This is a genomic window from Streptomyces lavendofoliae, assembly GCF_014649735.1.
Lineage (GTDB): Bacteria > Actinomycetota > Actinomycetes > Streptomycetales > Streptomycetaceae > Streptomyces > Streptomyces lavendofoliae.
Genome location: NZ_BMTP01000005.1, coordinates 26338 through 40136, shown reverse-complemented (window position 1 = coordinate 40136; position 13799 = coordinate 26338). Strand labels below are relative to the sequence as shown.

10 protein-coding genes are annotated in these 13799 nt (G+C 68.6%); 3 read left to right on the top strand and 7 right to left on the bottom strand.

Translation table 11 applies throughout. The features are described from left to right. Nucleotides 1–97 precede the first annotated feature (97 nt). The 3 genes from IE109_RS10985 to IE109_RS10975 are packed head-to-tail and all read left to right on the top strand — an operon-like array spanning nucleotide 98 to nucleotide 1503. Complete coding sequence (locus IE109_RS10985; protein WP_189550629.1) at nucleotides 98–1003, top strand: peptidoglycan-binding protein; 906 nt, start codon at nucleotides 98–100, stop codon at nucleotides 1001–1003. Between the two features lie 13 nt (nucleotides 1004–1016). Further along, the gene (locus IE109_RS10980) at nucleotides 1017–1253 is read left to right on the top strand and encodes a hypothetical protein (protein ID WP_189550628.1); all 237 of its coding nucleotides are present in this window, start codon (nucleotides 1017–1019) and stop codon (nucleotides 1251–1253) included. Next, a complete protein-coding gene (locus IE109_RS10975) occupies nucleotides 1240–1503 on the top strand; it encodes a hypothetical protein (protein ID WP_189550627.1) in 264 nt (87 codons plus the stop codon). Before IE109_RS10980 ends, IE109_RS10975 begins: the two co-directional genes overlap by 14 nt. A gap of 68 nt (nucleotides 1504–1571) precedes the next feature. Here the strand turns inward: IE109_RS10975 and IE109_RS10970 are convergent, their stop codons facing one another. The 7 genes from IE109_RS10970 to rplK form a co-directional block, all read right to left on the bottom strand. After that, nucleotides 1572–5486, bottom strand: a complete 3915-nt coding sequence (locus IE109_RS10970; RefSeq protein ID WP_189550626.1) for a DNA-directed RNA polymerase subunit beta' — start codon at nucleotides 5484–5486, stop codon at nucleotides 1572–1574. A 129-nt stretch (nucleotides 5487–5615) separates the two neighbouring features. Continuing rightward, the gene (gene rpoB / locus IE109_RS10965) at nucleotides 5616–9101 is read right to left on the bottom strand and encodes a DNA-directed RNA polymerase subunit beta (protein ID WP_189550625.1); all 3486 of its coding nucleotides are present in this window, start codon (nucleotides 9099–9101) and stop codon (nucleotides 5616–5618) included. A 538-nt stretch (nucleotides 9102–9639) separates the two neighbouring features. Beyond that, nucleotides 9640–10023, bottom strand: a complete 384-nt coding sequence (rplL, locus tag IE109_RS10960) for a 50S ribosomal protein L7/L12 (RefSeq protein ID WP_189550624.1) — start codon at nucleotides 10021–10023, stop codon at nucleotides 9640–9642. Nucleotides 10024–10137: 114 nt separating this feature from the next. After that, the gene (gene rplJ / locus IE109_RS10955) at nucleotides 10138–10668 is read right to left on the bottom strand and encodes a 50S ribosomal protein L10 (RefSeq protein ID WP_189550623.1); all 531 of its coding nucleotides are present in this window, start codon (nucleotides 10666–10668) and stop codon (nucleotides 10138–10140) included. A 735-nt stretch (nucleotides 10669–11403) separates the two neighbouring features. Beyond that, the gene (locus tag IE109_RS10950) at nucleotides 11404–12351 is read right to left on the bottom strand and encodes an SCO4651 family lipoprotein (protein ID WP_189550622.1); all 948 of its coding nucleotides are present in this window, start codon (nucleotides 12349–12351) and stop codon (nucleotides 11404–11406) included. 169 nt (nucleotides 12352–12520) lie between these two features. After that, nucleotides 12521–13249: a 50S ribosomal protein L1 gene (gene rplA / locus IE109_RS10945; protein WP_189550621.1), complete on the bottom strand. Its 729-nt coding sequence runs from the start codon at nucleotides 13247–13249 to the stop codon at nucleotides 12521–12523. An 81-nt stretch (nucleotides 13250–13330) separates the two neighbouring features. Continuing rightward, nucleotides 13331–13765 (bottom strand): 50S ribosomal protein L11, encoded by a 435-nt coding sequence (rplK, locus tag IE109_RS10940; RefSeq protein WP_064069966.1) that lies wholly within the window; start codon nucleotides 13763–13765, stop codon nucleotides 13331–13333. Nucleotides 13766–13799: the final 34 nt, after the last annotated feature.

The following is a 13799-nucleotide window of genomic DNA, read 5'->3' as shown; positions in this document are numbered from 1 at the left end:
ACGCGTCCCGCCCCTTCCCCGGGCCCGGCCCGCCCCGCCCTCCCCCGGCGCGGCGGGCCGGGCCCTTTCCCGCCCCCACGACGAGGAGGCCCACCGAATGGCAGCTCCCCTCTCCCCCGACCGGCTCCTGGCCGCCCTGCGCGCCGAGGGCGTCCGCGTCGTCGAGCACCCGGGCTGGCGCACCCGCAACCGCAACCACAAGGGCGCCTGGGGCCCGCTGCACGGCGTGATCGTCCACCACACCGTCTCCAGCGGCTCCGCCGCCTCCGTCGCGCTGTGCCGCGACGGGTACGCCGCCCTGCCCGGCCCGCTGTGCCAGGGCGTCATCGACAAGACCGGCACCGTCCACCTCATCGCCAACGGCCGCGCCAACCACGCCGGAGCCGGCGACGGCGACGTCCTGCGCGCGGTGGTCGCCGAGAGCGCCCCGCCCGCGCCGGACCGGCAGGACACCGACGGCAACGCCCACTTCTACGGGTTCGAGTGCGTCAACCTCGGCGACGGCAGGGATCCGTGGCCCGCCGCCCAGCTCGACGCCATCGAGCGCGCCTGCGCCGCGCTGTGCCGGGCGCACGGGTGGTCTGCCGCCTCGGTGATCGGCCACAAGGAGTGGACGGCCACCAAGACCGACCCGCGCGGCTTCGGGATGCGGGCGCTGCGCGGCAGGATCGGCTCCCGCCTGCGGTCCGCCGCCGGGTCCGGTACCCCCGGCCGCCCGGGGTCCGGCGGGCCGGCCGCCCCCGGGCCGCCGCGCCTCCAGCCCTTCCCCGGCGCCTCGTTCTTCACCTCCGCCACCAGTTCCCCGGTCATCACCGCCATGGGCCGCCGCCTGGTCGCCGAGGGCTGCGGGGAGTACGCCGTCGGCCCCGGGCCGCGCTGGTCCGACGCCGACCGGCGCGGCTACGCCCGCTGGCAGCGCAAGCTCGGCTTCTCCGGCTCCGACGCGGACGGCGTGCCGGGCCGCGCCTCCTGGAACGCCCTGAAGGTCCCGTACACCCGCTGAGGAGTCACCGATCATGACCGACGCCGCCAAGCGCACGGCCCGCACCATCCTCCAGTCCGCCGTCGGCATCGCCGTCGTGCTCCCCGCCATCGTGGACGCGTCCGGTGTCCCGGCCACCCTCCCCTGGGTCGCCGGGGCGCTGGCCGTCGCCGGCGCGCTCGCGCGGATCATGGCCCTGGAGGCCGTACAGAACCTGCTGCCGCCCTGGCTCGGCACCGCGTCACCGGGGGCCGCCGATGACCGAGACTGAGCGGAACGACCCGGTCACCGTCGCCCTGGAACTGGAGCGGCTGCGCGGCACGCTGGAAGCCGGGTTCGCCCGGGCCGACGGCTCGCTCGCGCTGCTCGTCCAGCGCAGTGACCAGACGGACAAGCAGCTCGCCGACCACGAGGCGCGGCTCGACGCGCTGGAGCGCAGCCGCTGGCCGGTCGCCAGCGTCATGGCGCTCACCTCCGGCGCCGGCTTCACCCTCGCCCTCTGGCAGGCGGTCGGCCGGTAGGAAGCCCGAAGGGCGGTCACCCCGTCTCGCAACGGGGTGACCGCCCTCCGGTCGATCAAGCGACTCGCTTACTGGTTGTACGGACCGTAGTCGTAGTCCTCCAGCGGAACGGCCTGGCCGGAGCCGGTGCCGAACGGCGAGTAGTCGATGTCGTCGTAGCCGACGGCCGAGTACATCGCGGCCTTGGCCTCCTCGGTCGGCTCGACCCGGATGTTGCGGTAGCGGGACAGGCCCGTACCGGCCGGGATGAGCTTACCGATGATGACGTTCTCCTTGAGGCCGATCAGGGAGTCGGACTTGGCGTTGATCGCCGCGTCCGTCAGGACCCTGGTCGTCTCCTGGAAGGAGGCCGCGGACAGCCACGACTCCGTCGCCAGCGACGCCTTGGTGATACCCATCAGCTGCGGACGGCCGGAGGCGGGGTGACCGCCCTCGGTGACCACACGACGGTTCTCCGACTCGAACTTCGACCGCTCGACCAGCTCGCCCGGCAGGAGCTCCGCGTCGCCGGACTCGATGATCGTCACGCGGCGCAGCATCTGCCGGATGATGATCTCGATGTGCTTGTCGTGGATCGACACGCCCTGCGAGTTGTAGACCTTCTGGACTTCGCCGACCAGGTGGACCTGGACGGCACGCTGGCCGAGGATGCGCAGCACGTCGTGCGGGTTGGTGGCACCCGCGGTGAGCTTCTGGCCCACCTCGACGTGGTCGCCCTCGTGCACCAGGACCTTGGCGCGCTTCGAGATCGGGTAGGCCGTCTCGTCGCTGCCGTCGTCCGGGGTGACGACGATCTTCTTGGTCTTCTCGGTCTCCTCGATCCGCACGCGGCCGGAGGCCTCGGAGATCGGGGCGACACCCTTGGGCGTACGGGCCTCGAAGAGCTCGACGACACGGGGCAGACCCTGGGTGATGTCGTCACCGGCCACACCACCGGTGTGGAAGGTACGCATCGTCAGCTGGGTACCGGGCTCACCGATGGACTGGGCGGCGATGATGCCGACCGCCTCACCGATGTCGACCAGCTTGCCGGTGGCGAGCGAGCGGCCGTAGCAGAAGGCACAGGTGCCGACGGCGGACTCACAGGTCAGGACCGAGCGGGTCTTGACCTCCTCGACACCCGCGTTGACCAGGGCGTCGATGAGCACGTCACCCAGGTCGACGTTGGCCGGCGCGATGACCTTGCCGTCCACGACGACGTCCTCGGCGAGCATCCGCGCGTACACGGACGTCTCGACGTCCTCCGCCTTGCGCAGGACGCCGTCGGCGCCGCGCTCGGCGATCCGCAGCTTCAGACCGCGCTCGGTGCCGCAGTCCTCCTCGCGGATGATCACGTCCTGCGAGACGTCCACCAGACGACGGGTCAGGTAACCCGAGTCGGCGGTACGCAGGGCGGTGTCCGCGAGACCCTTACGGGCACCGTGCGTGGAGATGAAGTACTCCAGCACGGACAGGCCCTCACGGAAGGACGCCTTGATGGGACGCGGGATCGTCTCGTTCTTGGCGTTCGACACCAGACCACGCATACCGGCGATCTGACGCATCTGCATCATGTTGCCTCGTGCACCCGAGTTCACCATCATGAAGATCGGGTTGGTCTTCGGGAAGTTGTCGTTCATCGCCTCGGCGACCTCGTTGGTCGCCTTGGTCCAGATCGCGATGAGTTCCTGCGTGCGCTCGTCCTTGGTGATCAGACCGCGCTCGTACTGCTTCTGGACCTTCTCGTCCTGAGCCTCGTACGACTTGACGATCTCCTTCTTCGCCTCGGGAACGACGACGTCGGAGATGGCGACGGTGACACCGGAACGGGTCGCCCAGAAGAAGCCGGCCGCCTTCAGGTTGTCGAGCGTCGCCGCCACGATGACCTTGGGGTAGCGCTCGGCGAGGTCGTTGACGATCTCGGAGAGCTGCTTCTTGCCGACCGAGTAGTCGACGAACGGGTAGTCCTCGGGCAGCAGCTCGTTGAAGAGCGCACGGCCCAGGGTCGTCCGCAGGCGGAACGAGTCACCCTGCTGCCACGCACCGGCGCCGACGGAGTCGTCGCCGTCCTCCTCCACCGGCGGGGTCCAGCCACGCGGCGGGACGGTGCCGATCGGGAAGCGGATGTCGACCTTCGCCTGGAGCGAGAGCTCGCCCCGGTCGAACGCCATGATCGCTTCGGCGGTGGAGTTGAAGGCGCGGCCCTCGCCCTTGACCTCGCGCTCCTCCTCGTCCGTGGTGAGGAAGAAGAGGCCCAGCACCATGTCCTGGGTCGGCATGGTGACCGGCCGGCCGTCGGCCGGCTTGAGGATGTTGTTCGAGGACAGCATCAGGATGCGGGCCTCGGCCTGCGCCTCCGCGGACAGCGGCAGGTGCACGGCCATCTGGTCACCGTCGAAGTCCGCGTTGAACGCGGTGCAGACGAGCGGGTGGATCTGGATGGCCTTGCCCTCGACCAGCTGCGGCTCGAAGGCCTGGATGCCGAGGCGGTGCAGCGTGGGCGCACGGTTCAGCAGCACCGGGTGCTCGGCGATGACCTCTTCGAGGACGTCGTAGACCACGGTGCGGCCGCGCTCGACCATGCGCTTGGCCGACTTGATGTTCTGCGCGTGGTTCAGGTCGACCAGGCGCTTCATCACGAACGGCTTGAAGAGCTCCAGCGCCATGGCCTTGGGCAGACCGCACTGGTGCAGCTTCAGCTGCGGGCCGACGACGATCACGGAACGCGCCGAGTAGTCGACTCGCTTGCCGAGCAGGTTCTGACGGAAGCGACCCTGCTTGCCCTTCAGCATGTCGCTGAGGGACTTCAGCGGGCGGTTACCGGGACCGGTGACCGGGCGACCGCGGCGGCCGTTGTCGAACAGCGCGTCGACGGCCTCCTGCAGCATCCGCTTCTCGTTGTTCACGATGATCTCGGGGGCACCGAGGTCAAGGAGACGCTTGAGGCGGTTGTTGCGGTTGATGACGCGGCGGTACAGGTCGTTGAGGTCGGAGGTCGCGAAGCGGCCACCGTCCAGCTGCACCATCGGACGCAGGTCCGGCGGGATGACCGGTACGCAGTCCAGCACCATGCCCTTGGGGCTGTTGCTGGTCTGGAGGAACGCGGACACGACCTTCAGCCGCTTCAGGGCGCGGGTCTTCTTCTGGCCCTTGCCCGTGCGGATGATCTCGCGGAGCTTCTCGGCCTCCTCGTCGAGGTCGAAGGACTCCAGGCGCTTCTGCAGCGCCGCGGCACCCATCGACCCGTCGAAGTACGTGCCGAAGCGGTCGCGCAGCTCGCGGTAGAGCAGCTCGTCGCCCTCGAGGTCCTGGACCTTGAGGTTCTTGAAGCGGTTCCACACCTCGTCGAGACGGTCGATCTCGCGCTGGGCGCGGTCGCGCAGCTGCTTCATCTCGCGCTCGGCGCCCTCGCGCACCTTGCGGCGCACGTCGGCCTTGGCGCCCTCGGCCTCCAGCTCGGCGAGGTCGGTCTCGAGCTTCTTGGCGCGGGCCTCGAGGTCGGCGTCGCGGCGGTTCTCGATCTGCTGGCGCTCGACGGAGACGTGGGCCTCCAGCGACGGCAGGTCGCGCGTGCGGCGCTCCTCGTCGACGTACGTGATCATGTACGCCGCGAAGTAGATGACCTTCTCCAGGTCCTTCGGGGCGAGGTCCAGCAGGTAGCCCAGCCGGGACGGGACGCCCTTGAAGTACCAGATGTGGGTGACGGGAGCGGCCAGCTCGATGTGGCCCATCCGCTCACGGCGCACCTTGGCGCGGGTGACCTCGACGCCACACCGCTCACAGATGATGCCCTTGAAGCGGACACGCTTGTACTTGCCGCAGTAGCACTCCCAGTCCCGGGTCGGACCGAAGATCTTCTCGCAGAAGAGTCCGTCCTTTTCGGGCTTCAGGGTGCGGTAGTTGATGGTCTCCGGCTTCTTGACCTCGCCGTGGGACCACTGACGGATGTCGTCCGCGGTGGCCAGGCCGATCCGCAGCTCGTCGAAGAAGTTGACGTCGAGCACTATGCGTCAATCCCTCTCAGGGTTTGAGTCTCAATCATGGTCTGATGGGCCCCCCACGCCCGCCAGGGCGTAGGGGGAGGGTCCGGGGGGAGGGCCCGGGGCCTCACGAGGAGGCCCCGGCCAGACCCGTCAGACCTCTTCGACGCTGCTCGGCTCGCGCCGGGACAGGTCGATACCGAGCTCTTCCGCAGCGCGGAAGACGTCCTCGTCGGTGTCGCGCATCTCGATGGACATGCCGTCCGAGGACAGCACCTCCACGTTGAGGCACAGGGACTGCATCTCCTTGATGAGCACCTTGAAGGACTCGGGGATGCCGGGCTCGGGGATGTTCTCGCCCTTGACGATGGCCTCGTAGACCTTCACGCGGCCGGTGACGTCGTCGGACTTGATGGTCAGCAGCTCCTGGAGGGCGTAGGCGGCGCCGTAAGCCTCCAGCGCCCACACCTCCATCTCACCGAAGCGCTGGCCACCGAACTGAGCCTTACCACCCAGCGGCTGCTGGGTGATCATCGAGTACGGACCGGTCGAACGCGCGTGCAGCTTGTCGTCGACCAGGTGGTGGAGCTTGAGGATGTACATGTACCCGACCGAGATCGGGTCCGGGAACGGCTCACCGGAGCGGCCGTCGAACAGCCGGGCCTTGCCGGTGGGCAGCACCATCCGGTCGCCGTCGCGGTTCGGGATGGTGTGCTGGAGCAGACCGGCCAGCTCGTCCTCACGCGCACCGTCGAAGACGGGGGTGGCGACGTTGGTGCCGGGCTCCACCTTGTCGGCGCCGATCGCCTGGAGGCGCTGCGCCCACTCGTCCGCGAGGCCGGAGACGTCCCAGCCGCGGCTGGCGAGCCAGCCGAGGTGGATCTCCAGGACCTGTCCCGGGTTCATTCGGGACGGGACACCCAGCGGGTTGAGGATGATGTCGACCGGGGTGCCGTCCTCCAGGAACGGCATGTCCTCGATCGGCAGGATCTTGGAGATGACGCCCTTGTTGCCGTGGCGGCCGGCGAGCTTGTCACCGTCGGTGATCTTGCGCTTCTGCGCGACGTACACGCGCACCAGCTGGTTCACACCGGGGGGAAGCTCGTCGCCCTCCTCGCGGTCGAAGACGCGGACGCCGATGACCTTGCCGGTCTCGCCGTGCGGCACCTTCAGCGAGGTGTCACGGACCTCACGGGCCTTCTCACCGAAGATCGCGCGGAGCAGGCGCTCCTCCGGCGTCAGCTCGGTTTCGCCCTTGGGCGTGACCTTGCCGACGAGGATGTCGCCGGCGACGACCTCGGCACCGATACGGATGATGCCGCGCTCGTCGAGGTCGGCGAGGACCTCCTCGGAGACGTTCGGGATGTCCCGGGTGATCTCCTCCGGGCCGAGCTTGGTGTCACGGGCGTCGACCTCGTGCTCCTCGATGTGGATCGAGGAGAGGACGTCGTCCTGCACGAGGCGCTGCGACAGGATGATCGCGTCCTCGTAGTTGTGACCCTCCCACGGCATGAACGCGACCAGCAGGTTCTTGCCGAGCGCCATCTCACCGTTCTCGGTGGCGGGGCCGTCGGCGAGGACCTGGCCCTCGATCACCCGGTCGCCCTCGGAGACGACGACCTTCTGGTTGACCGAGGTGCCCTGGTTGGAGCGGGAGAACTTGGCGACGCGGTACGTGGTGTACGTGCCGTCGTCGTTGGCGACGGTGATGTAGTCGGCCGAGACCTCCTGGATCACACCGTCCTTCTCCGCCTTGATGACGTCGCCGGCGTCGGTGGCACAGCGGTACTCCATGCCGGTGCCGACCAGCGGCGCCTCCGCCTTGATGAGCGGAACGGCCTGGCGCATCATGTTCGCGCCCATGAGGGCACGGTTGGCGTCGTCGTGCTCGAGGAACGGGATCATGGCGGTCGCGACCGACACCATCTGGCGCGGCGAGACGTCCATGTAGTCCACGTCGTCGGGCGCGACGTAGTCGACCTCGCCACCACGGCGGCGGACCAGCACGCGGGCCTCGGCGAACCGGAGCTCGTCGGTCAGCGGCGCGTTGGCCTGGGCGATGACGAAGCGGTCCTCCTCGTCGGCGGTCAGGTAGTCGACCTCGTCGGTCACCTGGCCCTCGACGACCTTGCGGTACGGCGTCTCGACGAAACCGAACGCGTTGACGCGTCCGTACGAGGCGAGCGAACCGATCAGACCGATGTTCGGGCCTTCGGGCGTCTCGATCGGGCACATGCGTCCGTAGTGGGACGGGTGCACGTCACGGACCTCGAAGCCGGCCCGCTCACGGGACAGACCACCCGGGCCGAGCGCGGACAGACGACGCTTGTGCGTCAGCCCGGACAGCGGGTTGTTCTGGTCCATGAACTGCGACAGCTGGCTGGTGCCGAAGAACTCCTTGATGGAGGCGACGACCGGCCGGATGTTGATCAGGGTCTGCGGCGTGATCGCCTCGACGTCCTGGGTCGTCATCCGCTCGCGCACGACGCGCTCCATACGAGCCAGACCCGTGCGGACCTGGTTCTGGATGAGCTCGCCGACGTTGCGCAGACGACGGTTGCCGAAGTGGTCGATGTCGTCGGTCTCGACGACGATCTGCGTGCCGTTCTCGCCGACCGTCTCGGTCTCGCCCGCGTGGAGCTTCACCAGGTACTTGATCGTGGCGATGATGTCGTCGGTGGTGAGCACACCGGCGTCCAGCGGCTCGTCGGCGCCGAGCTTCTTGTTCACCTTGTAGCGGCCGACCTTGGCGAGGTCGTAGCGCTTGGGGTTGAAGTAGAGGTTCTCGAGCAGCGTCTGAGCGGCCTCGCGCGTCGGCGGCTCGCCCGGACGCAGCTTGCGGTAGATGTCGAGCAGCGCGTCGTCCTGGCCCTGGGTGTGGTCCTTCTCCAGGGTGGCGCGCATGGACTCGTACTCGCCGAACTCCTGGAGGATCTGCTCGGTGGTCCAGCCGAGCGCCTTGAGGAGGACGGTGACGGACTGCTTGCGCTTGCGGTCGATGCGGACACCGACCATGTCGCGCTTGTCGATCTCCATCTCCAGCCAGGCACCCCGGGACGGGATGATCTTGGCGGAGAAGATGTCCTTGTCGGACGTCTTGTCGATGGAGGAGTCGAAGTACACACCCGGCGAGCGGACGAGCTGCGACACCACGACACGCTCGGTGCCGTTGATGACGAAGGTGCCCTTGTTGGTCATGAGCGGGAAGTCGCCCATGAAGACCGTCTGGGACTTGATCTCGCCGGTCTCGTTGTTGGTGAACTCGGCCGTGACGAAGAGCGGCGCGGCGTACGTGAAGTCGCGCTCCTTGCACTCGTCGATCGAGTTCTTGGGGGGCTCGAAGCGGTGGTCGCGGAAAGTCAGCGACATCGACCCGGAGAAGTCCTCGATCGGCGAGATCTCCTCGAAGATCTCCTCCAGACCGGACTTGGTGGGAACGTCCTGTCCGGACTCCAGAGCCGCCTCGACACGAGCCTTCCACGCGGCGTTGCCGAGCAGCCAGTCAAAGCTCTCGGTCTGCAGCGCGAGGAGGTTCGGAACCTCGAGGGGCTCCTTGATCTTTGCAAAGGAGATGCGCAGCGGGGCGGTGCTTGCGCCGTTGTTCGTATTCGCGGTCGAGGCGTTGCGCGAGGCGGCCAAGAGGGGGTCCTTCCGAGGGCTCGGACTCACTACGCGCGTACCGGTCCCACGCCGGACACGGAGACAGACTTCCCGATGTCGGCCAAAAGGCCAGGTCAGGAGAGTCGGTCAACTGTGCTCTTGCGAGGGTATGCCCCTGGTGACGGGCAGGGGGCAGCTAACAGGCAGCGCAAAGGGTCAGTGTAGCCACTTGGCCCACTGATGTCCAGGGCGGGTAATTCGCGACCCTCGTTGTTCTCAACTCCGCGGCACCTCGCGCCGTTGGCGCACATCGATACTGCCCGTTCGGCCGTCGATCCATGCCTCGGATCCGGATCGTGTGACGGCGCGTCCTGAGAATTGCGCGCGGCGTGCGGTTCGTCAAGGCCCCCAGCCGAGTGGGGCCCGGAGGGGCGCACGGCGAAGATCACCATACTCCGCGCTGCGCTCAGCGCAAGGCAGGCGTTCCGGCAACGCCGAAGGGCGACCACCCGGATGGGTGATCGCCCTTCTGAACGCCCCTGAGGGGCGCTGAGCGAGTCAGGAGACTCGCGAGGTGTTACTTGACCTCGACGGAGGCGCCGGCGGCCTTGAGGGACTCGGCAGCCTTCTCCGCGGCGTCCTTGGCGACCTTCTCGAGGACCGGCTTCGGGGTGCCGTCGACGAGGTCCTTGGCCTCCTTCAGGCCCAGGGAGGTCAGCTCACGCACGACCTTGATGACCTGGATCTTCTTCTCGCCGGCGCCGGTGAGGATGACGTCGAACTCGTCCTGCTCCTCGGCGGCCTCGGCCGGGGCGCCCGGGGCACCGGCGGCGGCGACGGCGACCGGAGCGGCGGCGGTGACGTCGAACTTCTCCTCGAACGCCGAAACGAACGCGGCGAGCTCGATGAGGGTCATCTCCTCGAACTGCGCGAGCAGGTCTTCCTGAGACAGCTTCGCCATGATGGCGGTCCTTCCACTAATTCGGCTGGTGCCGGGTGTACATGTGAGGCGGGCGTACGTTGGGCCCGCTGCGACCGTCGCCCCTAGGGGGCCACGATCAATGCGCGAGCCGAATTACTCGGCACCGCCCTGCTCGGCCTGCTTGGCACGGAGCGCGTCCACGGTGCGGACGAGCTTCGAGGGAAGCGCCTGGAAGAGCGCGGCAGCCTGGGACTGCTTGCCCTTCATGGCGCCCGCCAGCTTGGCGAGCAGAACCTCGCGGGACTCGAGGTCCGCGAGCTTCTTGATCTCATCGGCGGACAGCGCCTTACCGTCAAGGACACCGCCCTTGATGATCAGGTTGGGGTTGTCCTTGGCGAAGTCACGAAGACCCTTCGCCGACATCACCGGGTCACCGGTGATGAAGGCAACCGCCGTCGGACCAGCGAACTGGTCGTCGAGCGAAGTGATCCCGGCCTCGTTGGCCGCAATCTTGGTCAGCGTGTTCTTCACCACGGCGTACTGGGCGTTCTCACCGAGCGAACGGCGCAGCTGCTTGAGCTGTGCCACGGTGAGACCGCGGTACTCGGTCAGCACGGCGGCGTTCGAGCTGCGGAACTTGTCCGTCAGCTCGGCAACCGCAGCAGACTTGTCGGGCCTCGCCATGAGCCTCGGCCTCCTTCCGGGTGATTCGGACCGCGTGGGCTGAAGGAAGGAGACTGGGCAAAACGAAACGCCCCGGCGCAGGCGCACGGGGCGTGACTCGACCGGCTGCGCTCAGGGCGCATCCAGGAGTTCATCCACAGTCACCTGCGCGGGTCGTCCGCAGCTAGCGGATCCTTCGGCCGCCGCGACTCTGACGAGCGCAGCAACGACCAGCGGTCTTTGGCTTCTGTGGAAGCGTACGGGACGGGCCCGAGGTCAGGCAAATCGGCCCACTCGGGTGATCCTTCGCCGCTCCCGCCGACGCCCGTGGTCGCGCCCCCGGAGTCCCCGAGCCCCCGGGCCCACGGGGCCGAGCCGCGCCGCGCCGCCGGAGCGAGCCGGCTCCCCGGCGCCCCGCCCCGCGCGGCCCCACCCGCGGGGCGGATGGCCGACCTGGCGAGCGAGGGCCGGCGGAGCGAGGGTCCCCGGGACGGGGTCCGCACCGGAAGCCCGCCGGCCGGGGCGTCGCCCGAAGCCGGAGGCCACCCCGCCGTACGGGTCGACCTCCGGCCGGGCGGGGCACCCACCCGGAGGCTTGTCGGCCGTCGCGTGGTTCGAGCCGGCCAGGCCGGCGGAGCCGTCCCGCAGCCGGGCGCCCACCGGGCCGCCGCGCCCGCCAGGGACAGGGGGCCGCCGTCCGCGTCCCGCAGGGCGCCTTCCCCGCCCCCGGTGAGGGGACGGGGAGCGGGCCGTGGGTCAGACGCCGTTTCCGGGGCCGTCGGCACCCGGGCCCGCGCCGGCCGCGCCGAGCTGCTCCATCAGCTTCATGAAGTCGAACGTCTCGGCGGCCGGCGGCGCCACCACGGCGGCCTTGACTCCGTAGTCGGAGTAATTGGCGGTGATCTCGACCGTGCCCTGCGGCATGGTCATGCCGAGGTCCATCTTCACCGGGAAGCCGTCCCCGTCGACCCAGACCTCGGTGTCGTAGCCCTTGATGCCCGACTTCTCGGCCCGGTCGACCAGCTCCTGGCGCTCCTTCTCCGTGAGCACCTCCAGAGACTTGTCGGACTTCACCATGTCCTGGAAGGTCAGGGTGCCCTTGTAGTGCTGGGCCTCCACACCGCCGACCTTCTCGGGGCCGACGTGCTTGAGGTTCGGCGAGTCGAGGAGCAGGGCGAGCTGCTGGGCCGGGGACTGGTTCATGTCCTCCAGGCCGCGTGTCATCTGCTTCTGGAGCTGCTTGTCGCCGGACGCCTCGGCCAGCGCGCCGAGGTCCATCTTCATCCAGCGCTTGCCGTCCATCTCCTGGGCGGCCTTGGCGCCCAGATCCATGTACATGGCGTCGTCGAGCCACCTCATACGGATCTGCCCGGGCATGTCCGCCCCGGCGCCCGCCATGCCCTTCGGCATCTTCATGGTCATGTCCATGAGCGTGGGGTCCCACCCCATGACGCCCGACATCTCCATGGTGCCCGCCGCCTGGGCCGACCCGGACATCTCCACCGTCATGCGGACCCTGGCCGTCCTGGCCTCCGCCGTCTTCCGGTACGCGGCCTGGACGACCTCGGTCACCGCGTCCCGGTTCTGCAGCCGGGGCGCCCCCGCGGTCTTCTTGCCCTCCGTGTCGCCGTCCTGACAGCCGGCTGCGCCGACGAGAACCGTCGCCGCGACCGCCATGATCCCCACACGCTTCGCTACGGACATGCGTACGTCCCCCACCCCTGTGTTCTCCCCTACGACAGGAAAAAACCCTAACGCAGCCCTCTGACACCGTCCCCGGAACAACCGGTCCGGAAAAACAAGCCGGCCCCCGCGGTTCCGGAGAACCGCGGGGGCCGGCTTCAGCGCGCGAGACCCGCGACTGCCGTCACGATCAGACGGCGGCCGGGTCCTCCTCGACGAGGAGGTTGCGGGTGCGGTTGGAGTCCAGCGGGATGCCGGGGCCCATCGTGGTGCTGAGGGTCGCCTTCTTGATGTAGCGGCCCTTGGCGGCGGACGGCTTCAGACGGAGGATCTCCTCCAGCGCCGCCGCGTAGTTCTCGACCAGCTTCGTCTCGTCGAAGGAAACCTTGCCGATGATGAAGTGCAGGTTCGAGTGCTTGTCGACGCGGAACTCGATCTTGCCGCCCTTGATTTCGTTGACGGCCTTCGCGACATCCATGGTGACGGTGCCGGTCTTCGGGTTCGGCATCAGACCACGCGGGCCGAGGACGCGGCCGAGACGGCCGACCTTGCCCATGAGGTCCGGGGTGGCGACGACCGCGTCGAACTCGTTCAGGCGGTTGCCCTTGGAGATCTCGTCGATCAGTTCGTCGGAGCCGACGATGTCGGCGCCCGCGGCTTCCGCGGCCGCAGCACGGTCACCGGTCGCGAAGACCAGGACCCGGGCGGTCTTACCGGTGCCGTGCGGAAGGTTCACGGTGCCACGGACCATCTGGTCGGCCTTGCGCGGGTCTACGCCCAGGCGGAAGGCGACCTCGACGGTGCCGTCGAACTTGGTGGCGGCGGTGTCCTTGGCGAGACGGACGGCCTCGAGGGGGGCGTAGTTACGCTCCCGGTCGACCTTGGCGTCCGCGCCGCGGAGTGCCTTGCTGCGCTTCACTGCTTCTCCTGGTGTGGTTCAGGTGTGGAGTTGTGGTCCGGGCCAGCGCGTGGCCCTCCCACAGGTCGGACGGGGGGCTGCTCAGCCCTCGACCGTGATGCCCATGGAACGGGCGGTGCCGGCGATGATCTTCTCGGCGGCGTCCAGGTCGTTGGCGTTCAGGTCGGGCAGCTTGACCGAGGCGATCTCGCGGACCTGGGCGCTGGTGAGCTTCGCGACCTTGGTCTTGTGCGGCTCGCCGGAGCCCTTGTCCACACCCGCGGCCTTGAGGATCAGCTTGGCGGCCGGCGGAGTCTTGGTGATGAAGGTGAAGGAACGGTCCTCGTAGACCGTGATCTCCACCGGCACGACCATGCCACGCTGCGACTCGGTCGCGGCGTTGTAGGCCTTGCAGAACTCCATGATGTTGACGCCGTGCTGACCCAGGGCGGGGCCGACCGGCGGAGCCGGGTTGGCCGCGCCGGCCTGGATCTGGAGCTTGATAAGCCCCGTGACCTTCTTCTTCTTGGGAGGCATTGCTCTCTCCGGGTCCTAGTGAGAGTTTTCAGCC

What these genes read in the sequence shown, in the direction of transcription:
- IE109_RS10950 (WP_189550622.1), bottom strand. Translation starts at nt 12,351, where the DNA reads ATGTCCGTAGCGAAGCGTGTGGGGATCATGGCGGTCGCGGCGACGGTT.
- IE109_RS10975 (WP_189550627.1), top strand. Translation starts at nt 1,240, where the DNA reads ATGACCGAGACTGAGCGGAACGACCCGGTCACCGTCGCCCTGGAACTG.
- IE109_RS10980 (WP_189550628.1), top strand. Translation starts at nt 1,017, where the DNA reads ATGACCGACGCCGCCAAGCGCACGGCCCGCACCATCCTCCAGTCCGCC.
- IE109_RS10985 (WP_189550629.1), top strand. Translation starts at nt 98, where the DNA reads ATGGCAGCTCCCCTCTCCCCCGACCGGCTCCTGGCCGCCCTGCGCGCC.
- rplL (WP_189550624.1), bottom strand. Translation starts at nt 10,023, where the DNA reads ATGGCGAAGCTGTCTCAGGAAGACCTGCTCGCGCAGTTCGAGGAGATG.
- rplJ (WP_189550623.1), bottom strand. Translation starts at nt 10,668, where the DNA reads ATGGCGAGGCCCGACAAGTCTGCTGCGGTTGCCGAGCTGACGGACAAG.
- rplK (WP_064069966.1), bottom strand. Translation starts at nt 13,765, where the DNA reads ATGCCTCCCAAGAAGAAGAAGGTCACGGGGCTTATCAAGCTCCAGATC.